The 24,146-nt window shown below is 34.5% G+C and carries 32 protein-coding genes and 2 tRNA genes; 14 read left to right on the top strand and 20 right to left on the bottom strand.

Annotation, left to right across the window (positions count from 1 at the left end):
• The first annotated feature begins 62 nt into the window (after nt 1-62).
• Together H6W52_RS06470 and H6W52_RS06465 are read left to right on the top strand one after the other, a co-directional pair.
• Nucleotides 63-449 (top strand): START-like domain-containing protein, encoded by a 387-nt coding sequence (locus tag H6W52_RS06470; protein WP_087705963.1) that lies wholly within the window; start codon nt 63-65, stop codon nt 447-449.
• Between the two features lie 76 nt (nt 450-525).
• Nucleotides 526-1,335 carry an aminotransferase class IV gene (locus H6W52_RS06465; protein ID WP_116096845.1) on the top strand — a complete coding sequence of 270 codons (810 nt, stop codon included), beginning with the start codon at nt 526-528 and terminating at the stop codon, nt 1,333-1,335.
• 89 nt (nt 1,336-1,424) lie between these two features.
• On the opposite strand, the gene H6W52_RS06460 is transcribed toward H6W52_RS06465, so the two are convergent.
• Nucleotides 1,425-2,006, bottom strand: a complete 582-nt coding sequence (locus H6W52_RS06460; protein ID WP_116096847.1) for an N-acetylmuramoyl-L-alanine amidase — start codon at nt 2,004-2,006, stop codon at nt 1,425-1,427.
• A gap of 110 nt (nt 2,007-2,116) precedes the next feature.
• Nucleotides 2,117-2,665, bottom strand: a complete 549-nt coding sequence (locus H6W52_RS06455) for a YqgE/AlgH family protein (RefSeq protein ID WP_087705957.1) — start codon at nt 2,663-2,665, stop codon at nt 2,117-2,119.
• A gap of 24 nt (nt 2,666-2,689) precedes the next feature.
• On the opposite strand from H6W52_RS06455, the gene pdxH reads away from it, so the two are divergent.
• Nucleotides 2,690-3,334, top strand: coding sequence for a pyridoxamine 5'-phosphate oxidase (pdxH, locus tag H6W52_RS06450; RefSeq protein ID WP_116096849.1), 645 nt, complete (start codon nt 2,690-2,692; stop codon nt 3,332-3,334).
• 69 nt (nt 3,335-3,403) lie between these two features.
• On the opposite strand, the gene H6W52_RS06445 is transcribed toward pdxH, so the two are convergent.
• On the bottom strand, nt 3,404-3,715 hold the full coding sequence (locus H6W52_RS06445; protein ID WP_087705953.1) for an HU family DNA-binding protein: 312 nt from the start codon (nt 3,713-3,715) through the stop codon (nt 3,404-3,406).
• Nucleotides 3,716-4,114: 399 nt separating this feature from the next.
• Between H6W52_RS06445 and panD the strand changes: the two genes are divergently transcribed.
• From panD to H6W52_RS06425, 4 genes are all read left to right on the top strand, one after another.
• Entirely contained in the window at nt 4,115-4,465 is a 351-nt protein-coding gene (panD, locus tag H6W52_RS06440; protein ID WP_055984500.1) for an aspartate 1-decarboxylase, read from the top strand.
• A gap of 4 nt (nt 4,466-4,469) precedes the next feature.
• On the top strand, nt 4,470-5,498 hold the full coding sequence (locus H6W52_RS06435; RefSeq protein ID WP_116096851.1) for a lysylphosphatidylglycerol synthase transmembrane domain-containing protein: 1,029 nt from the start codon (nt 4,470-4,472) through the stop codon (nt 5,496-5,498).
• A gap of 193 nt (nt 5,499-5,691) precedes the next feature.
• Nucleotides 5,692-6,267 carry a TerD family protein gene (locus tag H6W52_RS06430; protein ID WP_116096853.1) on the top strand — a complete coding sequence of 192 codons (576 nt, stop codon included), beginning with the start codon at nt 5,692-5,694 and terminating at the stop codon, nt 6,265-6,267.
• 2 nt (nt 6,268-6,269) lie between these two features.
• Nucleotides 6,270-6,944, top strand: coding sequence for a TerD family protein (locus H6W52_RS06425; protein WP_087705949.1), 675 nt, complete (start codon nt 6,270-6,272; stop codon nt 6,942-6,944).
• Nucleotides 6,945-6,971: 27 nt separating this feature from the next.
• Here the strand turns inward: H6W52_RS06425 and H6W52_RS06420 are convergent, their stop codons facing one another.
• The 14 genes from H6W52_RS06420 to H6W52_RS06360 all read right to left on the bottom strand — a co-directional run bounded on the left by H6W52_RS06420 (nt 6,972) and on the right by H6W52_RS06360 (nt 16,716).
• Nucleotides 6,972-7,493 carry a 3'-5' exoribonuclease domain-containing protein gene (locus tag H6W52_RS06420; RefSeq protein WP_116096855.1) on the bottom strand — a complete coding sequence of 174 codons (522 nt, stop codon included), beginning with the start codon at nt 7,491-7,493 and terminating at the stop codon, nt 6,972-6,974.
• 63 nt (nt 7,494-7,556) lie between these two features.
• Nucleotides 7,557-7,826 carry a S4 domain-containing protein gene (locus tag H6W52_RS21195; protein ID WP_228457533.1) on the bottom strand — a complete coding sequence of 90 codons (270 nt, stop codon included), beginning with the start codon at nt 7,824-7,826 and terminating at the stop codon, nt 7,557-7,559.
• 27 nt (nt 7,827-7,853) lie between these two features.
• On the bottom strand, nt 7,854-8,756 hold the full coding sequence (gene tyrS / locus H6W52_RS06415) for a tyrosine--tRNA ligase (RefSeq protein ID WP_228457534.1): 903 nt from the start codon (nt 8,754-8,756) through the stop codon (nt 7,854-7,856).
• Between the two features lie 490 nt (nt 8,757-9,246).
• Nucleotides 9,247-9,462 (bottom strand): hypothetical protein, encoded by a 216-nt coding sequence (locus tag H6W52_RS06410; protein ID WP_116096859.1) that lies wholly within the window; start codon nt 9,460-9,462, stop codon nt 9,247-9,249.
• Between the two features lie 18 nt (nt 9,463-9,480).
• The gene (locus H6W52_RS06405) at nt 9,481-10,086 is read right to left on the bottom strand and encodes a hypothetical protein (RefSeq protein ID WP_116096861.1); all 606 of its coding nucleotides are present in this window, start codon (nt 10,084-10,086) and stop codon (nt 9,481-9,483) included.
• Between the two features lie 108 nt (nt 10,087-10,194).
• Nucleotides 10,195-10,860 carry a hypothetical protein gene (locus tag H6W52_RS06400; protein WP_116096863.1) on the bottom strand — a complete coding sequence of 222 codons (666 nt, stop codon included), beginning with the start codon at nt 10,858-10,860 and terminating at the stop codon, nt 10,195-10,197.
• A 19-nt stretch (nt 10,861-10,879) separates the two neighbouring features.
• Nucleotides 10,880-11,434 carry a hypothetical protein gene (locus tag H6W52_RS06395; RefSeq protein ID WP_116096865.1) on the bottom strand — a complete coding sequence of 185 codons (555 nt, stop codon included), beginning with the start codon at nt 11,432-11,434 and terminating at the stop codon, nt 10,880-10,882.
• Nucleotides 11,435-11,530: 96 nt separating this feature from the next.
• The gene (locus tag H6W52_RS06390) at nt 11,531-11,914 is read right to left on the bottom strand and encodes a hypothetical protein (protein ID WP_123891940.1); all 384 of its coding nucleotides are present in this window, start codon (nt 11,912-11,914) and stop codon (nt 11,531-11,533) included.
• Nucleotides 11,915-11,919: 5 nt separating this feature from the next.
• A complete protein-coding gene (locus tag H6W52_RS06385; RefSeq protein WP_123891941.1) occupies nt 11,920-12,234 on the bottom strand; it encodes a hypothetical protein in 315 nt (104 codons plus the stop codon).
• A 193-nt stretch (nt 12,235-12,427) separates the two neighbouring features.
• Nucleotides 12,428-12,500 (bottom strand) — tRNA-Lys (locus tag H6W52_RS06380).
• Nucleotides 12,501-12,505: 5 nt separating this feature from the next.
• Nucleotides 12,506-12,578: transfer RNA gene (locus H6W52_RS06375), tRNA-OTHER, on the bottom strand.
• 1 nt (nt 12,579) lies between these two features.
• Complete coding sequence (locus tag H6W52_RS06370) at nt 12,580-13,896, bottom strand: hypothetical protein (protein ID WP_116096869.1); 1,317 nt, start codon at nt 13,894-13,896, stop codon at nt 12,580-12,582.
• A gap of 40 nt (nt 13,897-13,936) precedes the next feature.
• The gene (locus tag H6W52_RS06365; RefSeq protein ID WP_116096871.1) at nt 13,937-14,368 is read right to left on the bottom strand and encodes a hypothetical protein; all 432 of its coding nucleotides are present in this window, start codon (nt 14,366-14,368) and stop codon (nt 13,937-13,939) included.
• 290 nt (nt 14,369-14,658) lie between these two features.
• Nucleotides 14,659-16,716 carry a M3 family metallopeptidase gene (locus tag H6W52_RS06360; protein ID WP_116096873.1) on the bottom strand — a complete coding sequence of 686 codons (2,058 nt, stop codon included), beginning with the start codon at nt 16,714-16,716 and terminating at the stop codon, nt 14,659-14,661.
• A gap of 211 nt (nt 16,717-16,927) precedes the next feature.
• Between H6W52_RS06360 and H6W52_RS06355 the strand changes: the two genes are divergently transcribed.
• Nucleotides 16,928-17,461 carry an SRPBCC family protein gene (locus tag H6W52_RS06355; RefSeq protein ID WP_228457535.1) on the top strand — a complete coding sequence of 178 codons (534 nt, stop codon included), beginning with the start codon at nt 16,928-16,930 and terminating at the stop codon, nt 17,459-17,461.
• Between the two features lie 39 nt (nt 17,462-17,500).
• On the opposite strand, the gene H6W52_RS06350 is transcribed toward H6W52_RS06355, so the two are convergent.
• Entirely contained in the window at nt 17,501-17,869 is a 369-nt protein-coding gene (locus H6W52_RS06350) for a DUF805 domain-containing protein (RefSeq protein ID WP_185144395.1), read from the bottom strand.
• A 141-nt stretch (nt 17,870-18,010) separates the two neighbouring features.
• Between H6W52_RS06350 and H6W52_RS06345 the strand changes: the two genes are divergently transcribed.
• Entirely contained in the window at nt 18,011-18,460 is a 450-nt protein-coding gene (locus H6W52_RS06345) for a hypothetical protein (RefSeq protein ID WP_076396041.1), read from the top strand.
• Nucleotides 18,461-18,686: 226 nt separating this feature from the next.
• A complete protein-coding gene (locus H6W52_RS06340) occupies nt 18,687-19,196 on the top strand; it encodes a nitroreductase (protein ID WP_076396039.1) in 510 nt (169 codons plus the stop codon).
• Nucleotides 19,197-19,198: 2 nt separating this feature from the next.
• Here the strand turns inward: H6W52_RS06340 and H6W52_RS06335 are convergent, their stop codons facing one another.
• Complete coding sequence (locus H6W52_RS06335; protein ID WP_123891942.1) at nt 19,199-19,594, bottom strand: hypothetical protein; 396 nt, start codon at nt 19,592-19,594, stop codon at nt 19,199-19,201.
• A 1,223-nt stretch (nt 19,595-20,817) separates the two neighbouring features.
• Here H6W52_RS06335 and H6W52_RS06330 point away from each other — a divergent pair.
• Nucleotides 20,818-21,372: a 30S ribosomal protein S16 gene (locus H6W52_RS06330; protein WP_087705922.1), complete on the top strand. Its 555-nt coding sequence runs from the start codon at nt 20,818-20,820 to the stop codon at nt 21,370-21,372.
• Between the two features lie 12 nt (nt 21,373-21,384).
• A complete protein-coding gene (rimM, locus tag H6W52_RS06325; RefSeq protein ID WP_116096879.1) occupies nt 21,385-21,927 on the top strand; it encodes a ribosome maturation factor RimM in 543 nt (180 codons plus the stop codon).
• Between the two features lie 9 nt (nt 21,928-21,936).
• On the opposite strand, the gene H6W52_RS06320 is transcribed toward rimM, so the two are convergent.
• Nucleotides 21,937-22,893 (bottom strand): XRE family transcriptional regulator, encoded by a 957-nt coding sequence (locus tag H6W52_RS06320; RefSeq protein ID WP_241277881.1) that lies wholly within the window; start codon nt 22,891-22,893, stop codon nt 21,937-21,939.
• Nucleotides 22,894-22,983: 90 nt separating this feature from the next.
• Here H6W52_RS06320 and H6W52_RS06315 point away from each other — a divergent pair, with 90 nt between their 5' ends.
• Together H6W52_RS06315 and H6W52_RS06310 are read left to right on the top strand one after the other, a co-directional pair.
• Nucleotides 22,984-23,454, top strand: a complete 471-nt coding sequence (locus H6W52_RS06315) for a hypothetical protein (protein ID WP_116096883.1) — start codon at nt 22,984-22,986, stop codon at nt 23,452-23,454.
• A gap of 21 nt (nt 23,455-23,475) precedes the next feature.
• Nucleotides 23,476-24,075, top strand: coding sequence for a CDP-alcohol phosphatidyltransferase family protein (locus H6W52_RS06310; protein ID WP_116096885.1), 600 nt, complete (start codon nt 23,476-23,478; stop codon nt 24,073-24,075).
• The last annotated feature ends 71 nt before the right edge of the window (nt 24,076-24,146 follow it).

The raw sequence follows: 24,146 nt of genomic DNA, 5'->3' as shown, positions 1-24,146 counted from the left end.
TACATTTTTGTGTAATAAAAAAATTAATTTATATATTGCGGAACGATTAAAACAAAGATTATATGGCGAAACATAAAGTCCATTACGAATTCCCAATGCATTGTTTATCAGAGATTTTGTATGAATATCTGGCAACGGCGGAAGGATTGTCTGAATGGTTTGCAGATGATGTGACAGAGAAAGGGGATGACTTCTTTTTCAGCTGGGGTGGAGGTCCTTCTGAGAAGGCTACTTTAATAAGATATAAGCCTGAAGGTTTCGTGCGTTTCCGATGGGAAGAAGACGAAGGAACCAAAAACTTCTTTGAAATGACGATCGCAATAGACGACATTACAGAAGACCTGTCTCTTAATATTACAGATTTCTGTGAAGAAGGAGATGAGGAAGAAAACGCAATGTACTGGGAAAATCTTATCGAAAACCTTAGAATTAAATTAGGAGCAGCCTAAACGTAGGCAAGCTGAATTATAAAACTGATGAACGATTTATCGTTCATTATTTTTTTTGTAAATAAATTAGATTACAGTGGAAAATCAATATTTTACATCAGACGAAATTAATGTAAAAAACAGAGCCTTTCTTTCGGGGGATGCCGTTAAAGTTTCTTTTTTCATCAGAAACGGAAAATTAATCATGGATGAAGAATGCTATTTCTTCCTAATGGCTTCCATGAGAAAAATGAGACTGAATATTCCGTTAACCTACACTATGGAATTTTTTCAGTCATTATTTCAAAAAGAAATTATTGAAGGAGAAAACATTCAGAATGCCGTCATTAATTTTCAGGTTTTCAGAAATTCAGACGGATTAACTCTTTCCAAATCCTCAGTTTCTTATTTTTATGAAATTACAGAGATCGAAGATGTTTTAGCATTACAGGAAAGACATCTTGAGCTTGATTTAATTAAGGAAATAAACGTTAATAACAACCTTTTAAGCAGCATCAGAGTCCACAGTCCGGAAAATATTTACGGAGAGATTTATGCGCAGGAAAATGATCTTGATGACGTTATCCTTCTAAACCCGAATAAAAGGATCGCGCGTACAACTTTCGGCAATCTTCTGTTTTTGGAAGGCGACGTGATCAAAATTCCGAAACAGACGGAAGGAGCTTACATTTCGCCGCTTATGGAAAATTTTGTAACGTTTTTGCATAAAAATAATCTTGCAGACATACAGGAACACGAAATCATCGCGTTTGAGTCTCAGAAAGCCGAAGAAATTTTACTGATTTCAGATGAAAAAGGGATATTTTCTGTGGGGAAAATAAGAAATAAAACTTTCGGAAATCAGAATTTTTCTGAACTGATTAAAAGCTGGAAAGAAAGTTTTTAATATGAAAATTGACAAACCCGGTAAACAACAAAGTTCCGAAAGTCCTTTACCGGGTTTTATTCTGAATGAATCAGAATTTGTATCTTTATTTAGTATTCTCTGAAAATTTCAGAAAATTTCTGAGCAATTTCTTTCTGACCTTTCTCGCTGGTCAGATATTCCCTGTCTTTGGTATTATTGATATATCCGAGTTCCATTAAAACGGTCGGAGCTTTAGATTCTCTTAAAATATGAAGATTTTTTTCTTCAATTTTTAACGTGTTGAATTTCTTTGAAATTCGGTCAGCAAGCTTTTTTGAACCCTCGGTATTCTGCGTGTAGAGTTCAGCTCCCTGTTCAGTAGATTCAGGCTTCGGACTGCTGTTCACGTGAAGTGAAATAACCATTTCGGGGTTCAGCTTATTGATAAGAGCTGTTCTGTCTGATAACTGACTGTACGTATCGTTATCTCTCGTTAAAATTACCTCGTATTGATCCTGAGAATTATTGAATTTTTGAATCTCTTTTCCGATGTTCAGAACAATATTCTTTTCATAAATTCCGTATCTGTTGGCTCCCATATCATTTCCGCCATGTCCTGCATCAACAATGATCAGTTTTTTATCAACGGGAGTGAAAGATAGAAATGCGGTGGAAAAAACGGATATTACAAATAGTTTTGTTCCTTTCATATCACAGAGATTTTTGGTTTAACAAATAACGGAATTTCTTTGCTTAAAATTGCTTAACGTTTTCTTAAAGTTTGTTAAATATTAACGCAATGTTAATAAATCCTTTTCCGTTAATTCAAAGAAATATCTTCAGGAGAATTTGCCCATAAAAGATATTCTCCACCCAGATTCTGCATGATTGATTTCCAGAGCGTCTGATCATTGGGTAAAGTATAATCAAGGTTATAAACATCTACTACCGTCCAGAGTTTTCTCTGGATTTCCCCGTCAAGCTGCAAAGCTGTCCATCCGGAATAGCCGGAAAATATTTTCACGTTATTGATGTCCAGTTCACCGTTCAGAACAGCACTGATGATGTTTTCAATGTCTTCCGTAAGATAAAATTCGGGGGTGATTTCTGTATAAATTTCGGTTACTTTTTTTCCTTTTACAATGAAGAAAACTTTGTCGTTTTCCACAGGACCACCGTCATAAACTTCAATCTTAAAATCAAAAAAATCTTTGAATTTACTGCTCATCTGGCTGTTTTTCTTATTTAATATTAAACCAAATGCACCGTTCTCATTATGTTCAATAATCAAAACAACAGATCTGGAAAAAATATCGCCGGAAATGTCGGGTGTGGAAATTAATATTTTACCTTTGTAAGAGTAATTCATACTCAAATTTAATAAAAAATATTTATGGAAAACCTGCACGACAAAAGAAAAGTGTACGAGAAATCCCAACTTATTGAAAGTGAGATAAAACAAAATCCTATCGAACAGTTTCGCGACTGGTTTCTGGAAGCCAGCGAAAATCCTAACATCTCGGAAGCCAATGCAATGGCTATTTCCACGGTAGAAGAAGACGGCTGTCCGCGTACAAGAATGGTGTTGTTAAAAGCGTATACACATGAGGGATTTATTTTTTATACGAATTATGACAGCAGAAAAGGAAAATCCATAGAAAAAACCCATAAAGCCTGTCTTCATTTCTTTTGGCCGAGTCTTGAAAAGCAAATCATTATTAAAGCAGATCTGGAACGCATCGCAGAAAATCTGAGTGACGGATATTTTCATTCCAGACCGAAAGGAAGTCAGTTAGGCGCAGTGGTTTCTCCGCAAAGTCACGAAATTCCGAACCGTGAATTTTTAGAAAAAAAGCTTAAAGAACTTGAAGAAAAGTATGAAAATGCAGAAGTTCCAAGACCTGAAAACTGGGGCGGTTATATTGCAAAACCTTACGAAATAGAATTCTGGCAGGGAAGACCGAATCGTCTTCACGATAGGATTGTATATAAATTAGTAGATGGAATTGATTGGAAAATAGCAAGATTGGCTCCTTAAATAGCTGATACATCAATAAGAAAACCTCATCGCACGATGAGGTTTTATTTTTTCTTTAATCCTGAAAGATTATTTTTTCTTTTTACTTGGAGCAGGAGCGTTTGCTGAAGCAACAGCAGCAGAAAGATCTGCACCTGCTTTGAATTTAGCAACAGTTTTAGCTTCGATGTTAATTGGCTTTTTAGTTGCAGGATTAATTCCCTGTCTTGCTGCTCTTTCAGCTACAGAGAAAGTTCCAAACCCTACTAAAGAAACTTTTCCGTCTTTTTTCTTTAGCGTAGTCATTACATTAGAAATAAATGATTCTAAAGCAGCTTTAGCTGCAACTTTAGTGATGCCGGCATCTTTTGCGATTGCGTCGATTAATTCAGACTTGTTCATAATTTTTAATATTAAAGTTAGTTCGTATTAATAGCAAATATAATACTATTTTCTATATGTGCAATTTTTTTGCAAAAAAATAAATAAATTTTTTGATTTTACGTGAAAACAGTTAAAATATGATAATTCAGCTTTTTACGAAAAATCTACGTTACACGTTACTAAAATCATGCCAAATGCTTATGTATATTGACTTTACTAAAAATGTAATATTATTTTTTACATTTATTAAATCCTGAATTTTGTAATAAGTATTGATCGTTTTTAGGATATGTTTGTAAATTCTGTAAATAAAATCTTTAAAAATTATGTTTAATTAAATTAAAGTACTGGCATTCTGTGAGTTTTAAATTCATTATAAAAGGCGGTTTTGTAAATTATTATTAATAAATTTGCACCATGTTAATAGAAGTTTTTAAGTCTAAGATTCACAGGGTGAGAGTTACGGCTTCTGACCTTAATTATATTGGAAGTATTACAATAGATGAAGACCTTATTGAAGCGGCTGGTTTGGTAGTGGGAGAAAGGGTTTATATTGTAAATGTTAATAACGGAGAGCGTTTCGACACTTACGTAATCAAAGGAAAAAGAAAATCGGGAGAAGTTTGTCTTAACGGTCCTGCAGCGAGAAAAGTACAGAGAGATGATATCATTATTATCATTGCTTATGCACAGATGACTCCGGAAGAAGCACAGACTTTCCAGCCAAAAATTGTTTTCCCGGACGAAAAAACAAACCTTTTGACGTAACCGGATGGAGAAAAAATCAAAAAATCCTCTGAAATCCATTCTTACAATAGTGATCTCGCTTGCTTTTGCAGGCTTTTTTTTATGGTTTGCCCTAAAAGGTTTAGATTTTAAAGTGATCCAAAAATCTTTAGCAAAGGCAAATTACTGGTGGGTTTTATTTGCTGCCTGTTTTGGTATTGCAGCATACTGGTTCAGAGCAATCCGCTGGAATCTGATGCTGGAACCGATGGGACACCATATTTCAAACTCCAATTCTCTCTGGTCGATTTCTTTTGGATATCTTATGAACCTAACAATTCCAAGAAGTGGAGAAGTAGCAAGAGCAACTGCTTTGTACGGAGTGGAAAAAATTCCGGTAGACCAGTCTTTCGGGACCATTATTCTGGAAAGAGTAGTAGACTTAGTCTGTATGCTTTGCTTTTTAGGGTTGACTTTGATCTTTAAAGGAGATGTTATTTCATCGGTTTATGAAAGTTCGGGAGCCGATTTCAATCCGAATAAAATCTTTTTCATCATAGGAATTTTATTGCTGGGTGCGGTTTTATTTTTTATGTTCAAAAAAAGACTCGCCAATGTTCCTGTTTTAGATAAGATTATCAAATTTATAGACGGAATACTCGACGGTTTAACATCTGTATTCAAATTAAAGCAAAAAGGAAAATTCATTCTTTATACTTTAGGAATCTGGGTTTCCTATTATTTTGCCGCCTATTTGGTCTGTTTTGCGCTGCCGGAAACTTCCGACTTCACTTTTGATGACGGATTTCTAATTCTTGTTGTAGGAACATTCGGAATGATTATCCCCGCAAGTGGAGGAATCGGAGCTTTTAATCTTGCAATGAAGTACGGTTTTATGGCTTTATTTATATCCATGGGGAAAAGCGGTGAGCTTGGAGGAGAAGTCGGATTAACGTATTCTTTCATTTCACTGCCTCTGCAGATCTGCATCATGTTGGTCATGGGATTAATCTCTATTCCGATGCTGGCAAAAGCAAGAAATAAAATTGTTGCAGAAAAAGAATTTGCAGAATAATTTATCTTTTAATTAAATCTTTTGAAAATATAAAATCCGGTCATGGCGATCGGATTTTTTCAGCTCTTAATTTTACTGAATTTCAAAATTTTATGTTTGGCAATTTACATAATTTTTTGTCACAAAATATTTTGGAAATTTCCTAAAACCGCCATAACTTCGATAAACAATACATAAAACACATAGCATTATTATGGCAATTAATTTACAGAAAGGGCAAAGAATTGATCTTGGATTTACAAAAATGACCATCGGTCTTGGATGGGATCCGAATGAAGGAATGGGATATGATTTTGACCTTGATGCCTCCGCAATTATGATCGATGCGGAACGAAAACTGGTGAGTGAAGAATATTTTGTTTTTTATAATAACCTGAGTTCGCCCGATGGCGCACTCACGCACACAGGTGATGACCCGAGCGGAAAAAACAGCGACGGAGATGATGATGAATCCATCATTATTGATCTTGAAAAAGTAGATGAAAGAGTGCAGGAAATTCTCTTTGTCGTTACCATCGAAGATTTTGAAAGGAGAAAGCAGAATTTCGGGCAGGTGAGAAATTCCTACATCAGAATTGTTGACAATAACACGAATATGGAAATTGCCAAATATGAACTGGATGAAGATTTTTCCATCGAAACAGGAATAGAGTTCGGGAGACTATACAAACGTGGCGGAAGCTGGAAGTTTGAAGCTTCAGGAATCGGCTACAGAGCAGATCTGAGCTTTTTCCTTGAAAAATATTACAAAGGACAAATCATTAAATAGATATGGCAATCAACTTACAAAAAGGTCAGACGATTAACCTCCGCAAAAATGAACATGGAGAAGATGCGTATGATCTTTCCTCTGTAACCATAGGTTTGGGTTGGGATGTTCGAAGATCCGGAAATTTTTTCAACCGTCTGTTCGGGGTCAGCGATGGTCCAGAATATGATCTTGATGCCATCGCTTTTCTTTTAGATAAAAACGGAAAAGTGGCGGATCTCGGAATGACGGTTCCCGGAAGAAACGGAAGAGAGATCGCTTTGTATAAAAGTGATGTTATCTACTTTAATGCGATGCGGCATCCGAGCGGAAAAATATGGCTCACCGGAGATAACAGAACCGGAGCCGGAGATGGCGACGATGAGCAGATTATTGTATTGCTGGATCAGTTGGATGAACGTTATCAGAAAATCGTTTTCGTGGTTTCAATTTATCAGGGATTGTTTAACAGGCAGCATTTCGGAATGATAGAAAATGCATTTATCCGCGCGGTAGATGCAAGAGGAAGAGAAATTACAAAATTCAGTCTTTCCGGCGATGCAGGTATGAACGGAATGTGTTCTATGGTTTTTGCAGAAGTTTACCGCCACAACGGCGACTGGAAATTCCGCGCCATCGGAGAACCGCACCGGACGGATAATTTTATTGAGGTTCTTGTTCCTTACACCTATAAGTAAAAAAGTATGCTGAAAATGCATACTTTTTTATTTCAATCCGATTTTCAGTCCCATTTCCTTTTTCATATACAGCAAAACTTCTGCATTTCCTCGTGCATCATCAACCGGATGATGGGTGTGTTCTGTTTTTCGTAAATGTTTCCACTGGGCAAAAGTGTCTTTTTCCAGTCCGCAATAAAGATCCGCAAGTCTTCTGGAGGAAAAGCCGAATGGATTTCTCCCGATGAAATGATGAAAATACCAACAGATAAACATCCAGTCGAAGCCGTTGTTATCACTAATGAAAACAGGTCTTCCTTTAGAATTTTCTTTAATCCATTCTTCAAATTTCAGCATCACTTCTTCGGGATCATCAAAATCCATTGTTTCTTCCCGCGTGAAACCGGAAACTGCCAATGCATCCGGATTGAATTTCTCTGAAATAGGTTTCAATTTTCCGTAAAAGATGGTTTCCAGATTTTCATCCACTAAAACGGCTCCAAAACAGACCATTGAAAAATCGCCCGGAATCGGTCCGTCTGATTCTATATCGACCATAATATAACTCATGCAATTGTATTTTAAATTTTAAAGAAACGAATATATAGAAAATTGCCTTCGGAAATTAAATATCTACAAAAGTTCAAAAAAACTTCTTTTTCCGATCTTAATTTTTATTCCTTTCTCTAATTTAATTTCTTCATTCGGATCGGTCATTTTTATATTGTTGATCTGAATTCCACCGTTTTCAATCAGTCTTCGGATGAAAGATTTACTTTCGTTACATTTCAGTTGATGGCATAATTCCGATAAGACCATTTTATGCTGAACATGATGGAGCGAATCCATCAAAACCGGTTCAAAAACTTTTTCTTCAAAATTTTTACTCTGGAACTGGTTCATGAAAAATAACTCGGCGTTTTCAGCCGATTATACGTTATGATATTGTGTGATGATATTTTTAGCGATCAGCTTTTTAATATTCATTGGATTTTCACCGTTTACGATATTTTGCTTTAAACTTTTCTTCTCTTCTGGAGAAAAATCAGTGGTAAGCTCAATAAATTCATCAATTAAAGAATCTGGAATCGACATTGTTTTCCCGAACATTTCATTCGGCTCGTCGGTTAATCCGATGATGTTATTCAGGGATTTGCTCATTTTTTCTTTTCCATCCAAACCTTTTAGCAAAGGCATACACATCACAATCTGCGGAGATTTTCCGTGACTTTCCTGTAATTGTCGTCCCATCGTACAGTTAAAAAGCTGGTCGGTTCCGCCCATTTCAATGTCACAATTAATCTGTACAGAATCAAAACCCTGCAAAATAGGGTACACCAGTTCGTGCATGGCAATCGGTGTATTTTCTGAAAACCTTTTATTGAAATCATTTCTGTGCATCAGTTGCGCAACCGTCACTTTCGACATCAGTTGGATCACTTCCGAAAAATTCAGCGCATCCAGCCATTCCGAATTAAAGACAATTTTTGTTTTTTCCATATCAATAACTTTTGAGAGCTGACTGATGTACGTTTCCGCATTATGATGAACTTCTTCAGCGGTTAAAGGTTTTCTCGCCTTGTTTTTTCCTGTAGGATCGCCGATTCTTGCGGTAAAACTTCCGACAATGATTACAATTTGATGTCCCAGATCCTGAAATTGTTTCAGTTTTTTCAAAACAACTGCGTGTCCCAGATGCAGATCCGGAGCAGTGGGATCAAAACCCAGTTTGATGATTAGCTTTCTGTTTTCTTTTTCGGCTTGCTGAATTTTTTCTTCCAGTCCGTTTTCCGGCAGAATGATTTCTGCATTCTCTTTTAATTTTCTGATCATTTTTTTAATTTTAAGCATGAAAAAACCCGAACAAAAACTGTCCGGGTTCTATGATGTTTTTAGATTAAATTTCTACTGAATATGGTTATAGAAGTCTTCCCGAATGATTATCCGGGTAATAATAATTGCTGAAAAAAGGAAGACGTAATAGGTTATTTAAGTGCTTCATGAGTACAAAGATAGAATTTTATTAAAAAATCATCTGTTTTTTCTTCAGAAAATCTTCGACTTTTCTTTCAAAGTCATGGAAATTCTGTACAAGAAAGGAGCCGCTTCTTTTGTCTGAAAATTCTTTATCATTAAGCAGTAAATAAGTCTTTTTCAGTTGAAGGTAACAAAGCAAAACAAATTGTTTTATTTTAACTTCGAACTGTGTTTCCAGTTTAAAATTCAACTGCCCTCCGTAAGATTCTTCAAAATCATATAAAGAAACGATTGCTTTGTGCTGTTTTTCCTTTATTCTTTTTATTTCAAATTTGCATCCTCCCGGTTAGTTATACCAGATAAATTCAGTTTCCTGTTTGTCTTGTATCAAATCCAGAACGGCATACATGATTTCAGAAAAGGGATTATTAAAAGCATGGGTGATTAAATAATTAAACTTTCTTCCATGAATGTAAAGCAGAAATTCACTCCATCCGGAAGGAAGAAGGATTAAAAGCATATCCAATTCATCCGATTGTATTATTTTTTGGTTATTTCTCATTTGAATTATTAATCGTTTTTAAAGTTTCACGATAAAACCTTTATAAAACTTTGTACAGTCATACAGCTTGTCAAAATCAGGATAGTTTTTTTCATGAGAGAAATCGTTATTTTTTGCCTGAAATTCCTGTTCAGCAAAAGAATACAGATCTTTATGATTTAATTGTAAATAATCCGACAGGTAATTTTCATTTTTCTGATGTACTAATCCTGTAAAAAATATTCCATAGATCAGAAAACGGTTGAAATCTTCCGCTTTGCATTTATACCCTAAATGTTGCATTGAATATTTTTCATAATCTGAAAGAATTTGGTTAAACTTTTCAACTTGTTCAGCATCATGTATTTCATAAAAAATATCAAATCCGTGTACGAAAAGCTGGGTTTTCATTTCTTCCGGATCGGAGCTGTATTTTGATGCAAACCAATTGAAAATATCTTCCACTTCTTCTTTACTGAGACTTTCTGCATTCTCCTGAACTTTCTTTTTAATAAGCTCTAAACTTGTTTTCTGATCTTTTTTTAAAAACTGAAGCGCAGTTTCTTCTTCGCGGCAGAGTTTGTTGTACAGATTGATCTTTGCGGCAACAGGATTTGTTTTGATGAAATAAAGTTTTTCTGCCATAATCTTATGTATTGCTTTATTTTTCAGCAAATTTCATAACTAAGGTAGTGAAAAATTTCACATAAAAAAGCAGAGTGGTATTATTTCATACACTCTGCCGATGATTTATTATTTACTGAAAGCAGTCAGCCGTTTTAGTTCATCCTTTAAAATCACATCTTCGATGGCTTTTTTAATCATGCTGCGAACTATGGAAAGCGGATGATGGGGAAAATCATTGTCATACTCCTCTGTTTCGGATTTATTCATAAGAGCGCCCTCTTTAAAGGAAGGATCGTAGGGATCTTCAAACCAGTTTTTCAGTCCATTATCATCGAAAGTAACTTCGCCGTTTTGGAGAAATCTGTTTAGTACCAGATTATCTCTCATCCCTGTTGTTCCGACTTCAACAGCTTGGGTTTTAATTACAAAACTGCAGTTTTCAAAAGGAATAGTAACGAATGCAAGATAGCTCATCCCTTGTTCAGGTTGAGGGATTTTAAAAATAGTCTTTACACTCGGAATATTATGAAGGTTAAATATTGATACCTCAACAATGCCTCCACCGGAAGCAGAAACTGAGTGCCTGTGAAAGTTTCTTAATTCATCAATATTCTTAACAGTCGGTAAATCTGGCGGAATGTTGAAAAAGTACAGAGAAATCAAGGCGCTTTGTTCGGGATTTACCCAGACGATCTGAGTGTTATTTTGTTCAACGATTTCCCAGCCGAAATTTGGGATAGAAATAGAATTGATGGTAACTTCAGGCTTTTTTCTTTTAAGGAAAGTAAACATAGGTATCTTGTTTTTGTTTTTAAAGTTTCTGATGTGCCGTTTTAAGGAATTTTATCAGTTCGGCAAGTCCGTTTTGGGAAAACTGTATTTCATTCTGGCTGTAGAATGTAGCAGGCAATTTCAGATAATATTCCCATGTTTTTACATCTGCATGGTAGTTGCTTCCTGTTTCAATACCGCTTTTGGTGGTGTATTTGTATTTGGTGTCGTTTTCAGGTTTGGAAGATGAGTTCTGCTGAATTTTTTCAAGCGCATTAATGAGTTTTTCGACTTCATCTTTTTCCAGAGTAATGGTCTTTCTGGAAATGTTGTCAAAAGTTTCGGAAAGTGTCATGATGCCCAAAACGCTCAGCGAAGAATCATCCGACAAATCTTTAAGAACAATTTTCTGAAAATGAAGGTCTTTAAAATCACCCAGCTTTATGATTTCTTTTTGAACAACCGTTTCTTTTTTTGAGCTGAAGTTTTGATAATTTTTCTCCAGACCTACAGTCGAAGGTTTTACAGTCGGAATCTGTGCTTTAAGAGCTGAAAAAATGATAATAAAGAATGCTGAAATAATTGTTTTCTTCATAGGAGATGGTTATTATTTATGTTTTTTAAAAATGCTGAAATTACAGAAAAATTGGGAATTGATTAGTAAACCGAATCATTATTTTAAATAAAATTCTCAACGGGACTGAGGATCAAAATGAGCTTTAAAAGTAAACGGATCTTCTTTTTTATCTTCTGCAATTTCTAAAAATTCATGATATTCTTCAGGATGCTTTCCCATATAAGTCATCACAATTGCAAGATTAATAAAAAGATTCTTATCCGCCGAACCAAGATTCAACGCTTGATAAAGATATTTTAAAGCCTGCTCGTCTTCTCCCATATCAGAATAGATCGCACCGATATTAATTAAAGCGGAAGTATTTTCCGGTTCAAGCGCTAAAATTTCATCCAGTTCTTTGATTAAAAGATCGTTAATTGCATCCCAATGATCTTCATTTTCCCATCTTTTTGCCTGGAGTTTTTTTACGTTTTGGAGTCTTGTGTTTATATTATTCATGATTTTTATTTTTTTTCTAAAATTTCCGAACAAATGTTTTTGCCTTCATTGCACCGATAATCATAAATAATATAGTTTTTTCCTGTTTCTACCACTTCATATTCCGTTTTCTTACCAACATAAAATAAGCTGTCCGGCATTTTATATTTTGTTTTTATATTTTTTATTTCCGCTTTAAATTTACATTTACTCAGCATTTTTATGTTACTTTCTATCGTAACGGTATTTTTCCCATAGATTTCTGTCATTTTATTGTCAGAAAATTTCACTTTAAACCGATTATCTTGGCTATATCTGGAAAAAGTTCCATTTTTAATCATGTCACAATTCGGGATTTTATCAGAATACGGAAAATCATTTCTTCTTTGGGATTGTAAAGCGAAAGAAAATAACAGGGCGACGAAAAGTGTAAATTTTATTTTCATTAAGAAATACACTAAGGCGATTAAAATGTGTTCTTTAAAAAGATAGACCCTTTAAACACAGTAAAGGATTCATTGAATATAATTTTTGTTCTGATAACAGGGCTCGAACCTGTGTCCTCCCGGGTGAAGAGCCGGGTACTCTGCCGCTGAGCTATATCAGATACCAAGACAGATGTAGGGCTCGAACCTACGTCAATCCGGAAGAAGAGCCGGATATTCTACCACTGAATTAACCTGTCTTTATTTATTTTTTCCTGAGAAAAATTTGTTCTTTCTTAGAATCGTTGCCATAAATGGATTTGAAACCGTTACACCGTGTACAAGTTCGGGTGTCGGTTTAAATTTCGCAACAGAATGTTCTCTTGGTGCGATCCATCCTGATTTTTCCGGATCTATTCCTGCTTCTCTGCAAATATCTGTAATTAATTTTTTATTGCAAAATGCTTTTTCCTGAAAAACTTCCCAAGGTAGAGGGATCTTATTCCAAACCTCTGTATTAGGATCAATCTTACTGCCTGTTGCATAATGCCACGCAACAACATCTGCAGCCATTAATCTCATGACTTTTCCAAAGCAAATGTCTTCAAGGATAAAATCCATTCCCATTGCATAAATGATATTCATCCAATTGTCTCTCGCTTTATTCCATGCTCCGGCGGTATTGTTCCAGGTTGTAGAATCATTTCCGCGTTTTACAGCCATTGTCTGGCGATTGATATCGTTATTATTCCATAGAACTTCTAAAAAACCGGAGATTTCCTGAATAATAGATGTCCATTTTCCCAAAAGTTTTCCTTTTTGTTTGTCATTTAAATAATTTAAAGTTATATCACTTGTGTAAATATGAGAAATTGCCCACCAATTTGTATTTTCAGGATTTTCTTTACATCTTCCGAATAAAACTTCGCAAATTTCATCAAATGGTCTTTCCTGACTTTGATTGGTAAATACACTTCTCATATTGCAGCGTGCATTATAATAGGCGATAAAACAGGCAGTATTTAGATCAGATTGAAAATCCTCAAAATTTATCGTGTGACCTAGTCCGTGTTTTGAAATTTTTTGAAACTCAAGCTTTTTAGTTTCCTGAATTAATGTTTTTAATTTCTTTTCGATTCTTTTTAGGAGACGCCATTTTTTATTGTAATTTCTTTTAGAAATATCCAGACCAATTTCTTTTCTTTGAATTTTGTTCAGTCTGTCTGTCTTAAAATTATTCTGACCAACAGATTTAAAAATGAGGGGAGAAGTCTTATTTAAAAAATCTTCAATATCTTCTGTCTTACTACCAAATTTGTCAGTTTCTTGAGTTTCAATCTTAAAGACTTCTATGGCTTTATTAATTTGGACTTCTGCACCAACTGCAATTCCAAAACTTTCCAACATTGAAGTATAGCCATACAGATTTCTATTCAGAGATCCTTTTGCTGCTTTTTCCAGAATTTGATTTTCATGAGTTGAAAGTTGATCTTTCATAAGTTCAACAATCATTTCCGCAACATCTTCCGGACGTCGTCGTTCTTCTAAGGTTTTGTAAAGATCTTTGATATTGTACATTGTCACTTTTTATTTCAAATCTAATAATAAACTTCGAAAATTATTGATACTTCATTTTAAAATCAAGCCCATTTTTATATTCGGCAGGATTAAAAAAAGTAATAACTCCGATATCAGAATTCAGCCTTTGTTTCAAATCATTTAAATAAATTTCAGCTAATTTAATGGTTCCGTCAATAGTTAAACTGAAGACCGTTTTATTATCATCAGTTATATTAACGCCAAACGAAATTCTATCAGGATTGTCAATGTATTGATTCCAGTAAAATGTCTGGTCAATATGATCTGTACTTACAAAATAATCGATCATTTCTTTATTGCTGCTAAAGCCTTCTTCACTATCTATTCTGGAAGTATAATCTAAATTCAACGGTTCGTATTTAGGCAGATAAAGATTTAAAAGTTCAAAAATTTTTTCGGTTGATTTGCCGTCAAAATAAACCTGACAGACAATATCATTAATTAATTTCATGGTTTTAATTTCGAATTGGTTTAAAGCGGATTCTCAAATATAAATTTTAATTCTATGCAAAGTAAAAACAATTTTTAAGATGAAAGATAACAAGCATATTTTCGTTATGTGCGGATGATGAAACGTGCGCTTCATAGCAGATGAAATCTGCCTCACTTTGCTTAAATATTTAGCTCTAAATATAAAGCTTTGCGTTTCAGATTTATAATTAAAGCATAGCTGGAAATTTCATCACAGATTTTTAAAATAAAACCATTAAGCTCAATAACTTAATGGTTTTATAAATGTTTTTATCCAAACGCCCTCTTCAGCAAACTTTCCACTTTTGGTTCGCTTCCTCTGAAATTCTTGTACAGTTCCATAGGATCTTTTGTACCGCCGGAAGAAAGAAGAACTTTGTATTTCGTAGCAATTTCAGGATTGAAAATGCCGTTTTCCTTGAAATATTGAAACGCATCTGCATCCAGAACTTCCGCCCATTTGTAAGAATAATATCCCGCAGAATATCCACCCTGGAAAATATGTGAAAAACTCGGACTCATCGCCGTTTCAGGATTTGAAGGATATAACTGTGTTGCTTTTGTGTATTCATCTTCAAATTCCTTCACACTCTTATTCTCCAACTCTCCGACTTTAGTATGGTAATTCATATCCAGTAATCCGAAACCAAGCTGTCTCAATGTCTGGTAACCCTCCATAAAGTTTTTTGACTGTGCAATTTTTTCAATTTTTTCATCCGGCAAAACTTCTCCTGTTTTATAATGTTTCGCGAATGTTTTTAAGAATTCTGGTTCGTAGCAGAAATTTTCCAGAAACTGAGAAGGCAGTTCAACGAAATCCCATTTTACGGAAGTTCCCGAAAGAGTAGGGTATTGCGTATCGGCAAGCATTCCGTGAAGGGCGTGACCAAATTCATGGAACAAAGTTGTTACTTCCTGAAACGTGAGTAAACTTGGAGTATCCTTCGTCGGTTTGCTGAAATTGCAAACGATAGAAATATGCGGACGGGAATTTTCGCCGTCTTTTTTGTATTGATTTTTATAGCTCGTCATCCAGGCTCCCGCTCTTTTGCCTTTTCGAGGGAAATAATCTACATAAAGCAGCGCTTTGAAAGTTTTTTCAGAATGGTTGCTTCCATCTTCCATCTTCCCGCTCCCTGTTTCAAATACCTCATAAACCTTTACCTCTTCATGATATTTCGGAATATCGTTTCTTTCCTCAAAAGTTAATCCGAAAAGTTGTTCTGCCAATCCGAAAACCGCACCCTGAACCTGATTTAAAGGAAAATAAGGCTTTAATTCTTCATCATTAAGATCATATTTTGCTTTACGGAGTTTTTCAGCATAAAAAGCGTGGTCATAGCCTTGCATTTCTTCAATTCCGTCTGCTTTTGCCAAAGATTTCAACTCTTCAATTTCTTTATCGGCATAAGGTTTTGCTTTGGTTAAAAGTTCGTTCAGAAAATCGATGACTTTTGCCGGAGATTTTGCCATTCTTTCCTCCAGAACATAATCTGCGTAGTTTTTATAGCCTAATAATTCAGCTTTTTGCTGTTTTAAAGAAAGAAGCTCTTTAATTAAATTCTGATTATCAAATTCACCACCGTCGAAAGACTTTTTACCGTTTGCCAAAGCAATTTCCTTTCTCAATTCGCGGTTTTCAGCATACGTCATAAACGGAATATAACTTGGATATTGCAGCGTTACCACCCATCCTTTTAGATTTCTTTCTTTGGCTTCTTCTGCATATTGCTCCAGAATAGCTTCCGGAATTCCCGCAAGATCTTCTTTATTGGTGATATGTTTAAAATAATTATTCGTCGAAGCCAACACATTCTGCCCGAACTGAAGTGATTTTAAAGACAAATCCATGCTGATTTTCTTTAATTTCTCTTTGTCTTCTTCATTTAATAAAGCACCGCTTCTCACAAAACCTTTGTACGTTTCATTCAGAAGCATTTCCTGCTCTTCGTTGAGGTTATATTTCTCTTTTTCATCGTACACTTTTTTAATTTTACTGAAAAGGGCTTCGTTTTGAGAAATTTTTGAAGAATATTCTGTTAAAATCGGAGAAACTTCCTGTGCGATCTTTTGGATTTCATCGCTGGTTTCTGCCGAATTTAAATTGAAAAATATATTGGAAACCACATCAAGCTGTTCGCCGGAATAAGCCAATGCTTCAATTACGTTTTCGAAAGTCGGGGCATCCTGATTATCAACGATAGCGTTAATTTCTTCTTCAGATTTCTGAATTAAATCTTTAAAAGCTGGAAGGTAATCTTCGTTTCTGATCTGATTAAATGGAGCTGAATGATATGGTGTGGTAAATTTTTCTGTTAAAATATTCATATTCTGATTTTTAATTGTTATAAATTTAATGATTCTCCGGAACCGACAGCGAAAAAGCTCAAAAATGATGCCTGAAAGGAAGTTGTGACAAAATTGACGCTATTGTATAATCTTGTCATATGGAAAGTTAAGATGAAGCCGGATTGATTAATTTTGACAGCAAATTGAAGTGTCCTTATCATAAAAATTATAACCCTAAATTTTAATAACGATGAAAAAATTTTTAAAAGTTTTTGGTATCATTTTACTATTAATTGTTGTTTATGCTTTGATCGCAATGGTGGCATTTGGCAAAAACTATCATTACGAAAAATCGATGGTGATGAATGCTCCGAAAGAGAAAGTCTGGAAACAGATCAGTTCCATGAAAGCTTTTAATCAGTGGAATCCGTGGATGAAGCTGGATCCGAATATGAAAATTGTGTATTCCGGAAACGAAGGTCAGGTTGGAGATAAGTATTGCTGGGACAGCAAAAATGATGATGCAGGAGCAGGTTGTCAGGAAATGAAAGAGTTGGTTACAGACCAAAAGCAGAAAACAGAAATGATTTTTGAAAGACCGTTTTCAGGACAGGCAACCTCAGAAATCGCTTTGTCTCCAGAAGGAAACGGAACAAAAGTAACCTGGACGATGGATACAGAGCAGGATCCGATGATGAAAATAATGCGGCCGATGATGGATTACCAAATGGGAAAATCCTACGAAGAAGGACTTAATAATCTGAAGAAATTAGTAGAAAAATAAAAAGAAAGCCTTGTGAAATTACTCGCAAGGCTTATTTATTTAATATTCTTTTTGACCTATTTCATTAATTGAATTGTAATTTCCTTCACCTTTCGGGTTGGGACCATATTCATTCGGGCCATGGTCGCTGTTTCCAAATAACATCCAAAGGGAATAAAAGGGAATGATTTGGAACCATCCTGAATTTCCTCTGTCGTGACATCTTTTTGCTCCTTGTGCTAACATAAACCACACTAAAGGAATAAGCAATAGTAAAAAGATAATAAGAACAACTCCTGAAGGTTCTTCATTATTATTAATATTAAAATAAAGATTGAAGGGAACAGAAAATACTAAATAGATAAGATAGGATAGTCCATACTCTGTTCTTCTGATTCTTCCCTCGAAAGAAAATGGTGCTTTAAACATGGTATTTTTAGTTTTTATTCGTTAAAAAAACAAATGTAGAAATTATTTTAAAATTTCAGTACCATATTTGAAATTGTTATTTTAAGTTAAGCCGAATAAGAATTATTGAAAAAATATTATCTTTATATAAAGATTTGATGTATGGAGAAGACCGTATTTGAGAAAAACAACATAAGAAATTATGTAAAAAACGTGATTGCCGAAAAGATCGAAAAATTAAAAAACTTCATAGAATTTACATTAGAAGCAAGTCGCGACATCAAAAAGACTCCGAAATATGACAGCATGAGAGAAGAGATGCAGGAAGAAATCTACCAGATGCAGCGTCAGTTGGGAGCGTTAAACGATTTAAAAAGAAATATGGCTAAAGTCCTGAATAATTCCACCGAAAAAGTTCAGTTGGGATCTTTGGTCATTACGAATAAAGCAAGGTTTTATATTTCGGTTTCCTTGGGAGAATTCTTTTTTGAAGGCGACCGGTTCTATGCCATTTCTTCCGAAAGTCCGATGGCAAAGAAAATGATGGGCATGAAACCCGGCGATGAATTTACACTGAATAAAATTCATCAGAAAATTATTGAGGTCATTTAATAATGATGAATGATGAATGATGAATGATGAATTTTTCAAACTAAACACTTGCTGTCATTCTGAATAGAGCGCAGCGGAGTGAAGAATCTATTTAGTGATATTAACGTTGAATATTCGTCAGAACGACAAATAAACTTTTAAAATAAACGGATAATCTAAATTATCAATAACTAAAAACTATCAGCTATCAACAGTCAGCCATCAACTTTTTCGTAATTTTGCCCTCATGAATAAAGCAGAAGTTTTAAAAGAAATCATAGAGCAAAGAAGAAGCATATTTCCAAAAGATTATTCAGATACAGAAATTTCACAGGAAATTCTTGACGAAATTTTACATTCGGCAACGTTAGCTCCCAATCATAAACGTACAAAACCTTGGCGTTTCAAAATATTCAGAGGGGAAGAAAAAGCAAAACTGGCTTTAGAAATGCAGTCGATTTACAAATCTACCCAACCCGAAACACTTTTTTTAGAAAAAAAATACAACGATATTGGTTTTAAAATCAATAAAGCAGATACCGTAGTTTCCATTGTTGTCAATTTCAGCGGAATGGTTCCGGAATGGGAAGAAATCGCAGCAGTTTCCATGGCGGTTCAGAATATGTATCTTACCTGTACTGCAAATAATATCGGATGTTACTGGAGTTCTCCGAAAATTGTAGACCATCTGAAAGAATCTTTAACCATTGAAGAAAACCAGAAGTGTTTAGGGTTTCTGTATATGGGAGTAATCTAATTTTATTTGATAATGAAAATCTTATAATGAGATTTATGGTAAGGATATGAGCGGTAATTTTCCCCGATATAACGGTCTATAATATTAAGTCCCATATCTTTACTGCTTTTGTTTGGCTCTGTAGATTTTTCGTCACTTGTAATGATAAACTTAGGTTTATTCTTGGTAAGTTCGTCAACTATTGTCTGCTGTCCTTTTTTAGTATTGGCAATTCCGGGGTGCAGTTCACTGTATTTTGTTGCAATTTTTCCTGGAGAAAAATAGTATAAAATCAGTTGATTAATCAAAAACTGATCATGATTGTCAACACCAATATAAAGGTAATCTTGCTTTTTTACATTGTTCTGAATAAAAAAGATAGCATCTGTTAAATCTTTATCACTTTTTAAATAAGGCATTGTAAAAAGATTTACGGTGTTATAATCCCTTGTATTATGCCGATATATTTTTTTAACAGAAACAAAAAGAAGGATTACAGCTGTTGTATATTTTATCCATTCTGGTAGAGTAAAACGTAAATTTTTAAAGAATGAACGGATATAGTAAATTCCTATGATGCATCCAAAAAATAATACAGGCAAAGAATGTATCGTATCGGCTCTGTTAAACAGCTGATTTAAAAATAAAAATCCACTAAAAATTACGACCAGCAGTTTGTAATTGGGCTTTTGCTTCTCGGATCCCGTTATCTTTCGATATTCAATAGACAAAGCAAATACGAATAGTAAAGGATATAAGTAATATGTTGATTTTATTGGAATTACCCTGTATTGTTTAATCAGAGAGCCGGGCTCAGCAATGAGAGTCTGAAAATATAGACTGATTTCCTGGGAAGTAAATATTGCATAATATGCACAAGCCGCTAATAATAAGCTAACTCCGGCGAATAATAAAATTTTCCGGAATAATTCTTTATCAAAAAATATGGATACAGCAAGAATTAGAATATAAGAAATAAAGGAATATACGAAAAAATCTATTCTGAATAGTGCCGTAACCTGAAGAGCTAAAAAAGACAAAAACAGGATGTACGATTTTCTTTTGTCTAAGTAGCTGAAAAATAGCAAGTATGATATACTGACACAGATTAAAGCGTTATAAATAGGAGGGAAAAAAAGGAAATCAGATTTGGAATTAAGATAATAGCAAAATATCAGAGAAGAAAAAGCTGCTGTTTTCGAAGATTTAATAAGGTTTCTGACAATAAAATAGAAGAAACTTCCAAATGATATTCCGATTAAAAATTCCAGACACCTTACCGAAAGCAGATTTTCTCCAAAAATTTTCATCCAGGATTCGAAAATCCAGAATTGACCTTTCGGATAAATAGTCCAGAAATCTTTTAAATACCTTTCTCCTTGAAGTAATCTTTTGGCATTAACCAAAACAATTCCTTCATCATAAACGTTTAATGGGGAACAAAAAACCTGAAAAAAGAAAAGAAAGGCGATGAAAAAATAAATATAAATGTTTTTACAGACATTCATTTCGAAGACTTTAATCACAAATATATAAACAGTTTTAAGAATTGAAAATTATTAGGTGGAATATTTGAAAAAAAATATTATCTTTGCACTCTTAAATATTTAACTGGGACGAGTTCCCGTAAAATTCAAACATTATGTCAGTAAAAATCAGATTACAAAGACACGGATCTAAAGGAAGACCTTTTTTCCACATCGTGGTTGCAGATTCTAGAGCAAGAAGAGATGGTAAATTCATCGAGAAACTAGGAACATACAACCCAATTACAAACCCTGCAACTATCGATTTGAACGTTGATTCTGCTGTAAAGTGGTTAAACAACGGTGCTCAGCCAACTGATACTGCAAGAGCTATTCTTTCTTACAAAGGGGCGCTTTACAAAAAACACTTACAAGGTGGTGTTGCTAAAGGAGCTTTTGATGAGGCTGAAGCTGAAAAAAGATTCAATGCTTGGGTAGAAGCTAAAGAAGCTAAAGTACAAGGTAAAGTGGACGGTTTGGCTACTGCTAAATCTGATGCTAAAAAAGCTGCTTTAGAAGCTGAAGCTAAAGTAAATGAAGCTAGAGTTGCTGCTGCTGCACAGGCTGAAGCAGACGCTAAAGCTGCTGAAGAAGCTGCAAATGCACCTGCTGAAGAAACTACAGAAGGAGAAGCTGCTGCTGAATCTACAGAAGAAAATACTGAAGCTTAAGAAAAATCCGGTATGCGTAAAGAAGATTGCTATTTATTAGGAAAAATCACACGCAGACACGGACTTGCGGGAAACGTTATCCTTAAATTGGATACCGATCAACCCGAGCTTTACAATAAACTGGAATCAATATTCGTTGAAATCAACGGATTATTGGTTCCTTTTTTTATTGAAAAATCATCCTGGAGTAAATTGGATGCTCTTAATATTGCCTTTAAAAACTCCTCGGAAGCTTTAGTGGATCAGTCATTGGGGAAAAACGTCTATCTTCCTCTCTCAAGCTTACCGAAACTTACAGGAAAGCAATTTTATTACCATGAAATCATCGGGTACAATATCCATGATGAAAATGATAACGACTGTGGAGTGATCCGTTCCGTAAACGATCAGACAGCGCAGGTTTACTTTATCACCAATCTCGACGGAAAAGAAGTGGTAATCCCTATTATTAAAGACTGGATCTTAGAAGTGAACAGAGATGAAAGATTCATCAAAATGCATCTTCCGGAAGGTCTTATTGATGTTTTCTTGGTTCCTTCCAAGAAAGACGAATAATTTTACTGCTTACATTTTAGTATTCAGTTTCTTTTTCAAATCCTCAATCTGATTATACATTCGGTTAAAAAATATTTTTCGGTCCCGGTTTCCCGAAGTATTCATCGATTTTGAATTTTTTATCTGATGCTCAAAATAATTCAAGGTTTCGGTACATGTCTTTTCATCGTTAATCAGAATATAGCCAAACATATTGGTCGGAATGGCAAACAGTGACTGTTGAGGATGATGAAAAAAGATGTCATTGGAAAGATGCATCAGTTCATTTTCATATAATTGAAATTTAAGATTGTTTTCTGTTTTTTCCTCAATATACTGTATAAGTTCCGTTAATTCATTTAAAATAATCCGAGCCTCACTCTGTTTCAGGTGTCCCGTTTCAGAATAAAACAAAATTTGCTGTAGGATGCTCGAAATGGTGCTGTTATTCCATAACTCAATAACATTCTGTTCCTCATATTTCTTCCTGAGTTCTTTCGTGTCGAGTTTAAAATCGGGAGGCGAAAACTGCAGGAAAGGGATGAAAACCTGTTTGGAATTAAGCAGATTCATCCATACATATACTTTAAAGCGGGAAAGCATCGAATCTGAAAGCGTGTAAAAAAACGGAATGTCTTTCGCCGAATAATAGATTGTCATTCCTTTTGAAAGAGGAAGGTTTTCAAACACATTGAGATTGTTCTGGAAAAATGATTTTAAATCTTCTGTTTCCGTAACAACACTTGTTTTTCTTACTATAATCTGCCGGTCAGAAGTCTGAAACTGATCCAGAGAAATCTGAAAATACTTTGCCAGTTCCAAAGCTTCCTCTAAACTGAATTTCGCTTTCAGGGAAGTTCTTCGGTGTGCCGCATCGTAGCTGATATTGAGAATGTTGGCAATTTCGTCATTCAGAGATTTTTCGCCAATCTTTTTTCGGATTTCTTTAAGCAAACGTTCCTGATACATGGTTTTTGCGATTTTCACAAATGTAGAGATTTATTTTAATTTTTTTTCGCATTTATGAAACAGCTTTTCAAGTATAGCTTTGAGGTGTAATTTTTAAAATAAGCAATCATGAAAAATTTTGTATTAATCATTGCGCTGTCTTTTTGCAGTTTTGTAAACGCACAAATCGGCAACAAAAAAGACTGGGCAATTATAGGATCAATTATTTGCACTCGTCTCGAATTAACCATCATGAATGATAAATCTTTTCTTTCTTTCGGTCCGAAAATTCCTCTTAATGAAAATAATTATGTGAGTTTAAGAGGGCATTTCAATTGGTGGGATACACCGGAAAGAAAATTTATTGTTATTCCGGAACTGGATTATTTTTACAAAGTTGCAGATTTTAAAGAAAAAAGTATGATAACCAATTTGTATACCGGCGCCGGAATTACTCCATATGCGGTATCACCAAAATTTGGAATAGTTTTTTACCATTTTATTTCTGCTGAAGCGGGTTATAATATTGAATACGAACCTTATAAGTACTTTTCTACCTCAGGTTTCAGATTTTCTTTGGGATTTAATTTAGTCTTCTAAATCTTAAAAAAAACAATTGAAATGAAAACAATACCCTATCTATTAATCGCCACAAGATTTTGTTTGGCTCCAATCATCCTTTTGTTAGCTTATTTTAAAGGAGAGCAATCCCGATTTTTAATTTTAAGCTTAATGTATTTCGGTTTATTAACGGATATTTTCGACGGAATCATCGCACGAAAAGTGGGTGTTTCTTCCGAAAAACTTAGAAGATTAGACAGTCAGACCGATTTGGTATTCTGGCTATCTCTTGGATTTGCTTCTTACTTTTTGAATGCCGAATTAATAAAAAACGAATGGAAAGGAGTTGCTCTAATTTTCGTCATGGAAGCACTTTGCTATATAATAAGCTGGCTAAAATTCGGGAAAGAGACCTGTACTCACGCTTTTTTATCGAAAATGTGGGGACTGAGTTTGCTGATCGCTTTTACCTATTTAATTGGATTTCAACAAGCAGGATGGACTTTTTATCTTACCGTTATTTTAGGATTTGTTTCGCACATTGATGTAATTTTAATTATTTTAATCCTTCCCAAATGGCAATATGATGTTCCGAGTTCTTATCATGCATGGAAAATTAGGAAAGGAAAACAGAGAAAAAAATCGATTTTCTTTAATTGATTCTTATTTAAAGCATAATTTTTTGAGTAATTAATTGATAAATGAATTGAATTAAAACAGTGTAATCCTCA

The organism is Chryseobacterium sp. C2(2020), from assembly GCF_014218915.1.
In the GTDB taxonomy this organism is placed as follows: domain Bacteria; phylum Bacteroidota; class Bacteroidia; order Flavobacteriales; family Weeksellaceae; genus Chryseobacterium; species Chryseobacterium mucoviscidosis.
This window is presented reverse-complemented; position numbering and strand designations above follow the sequence as displayed.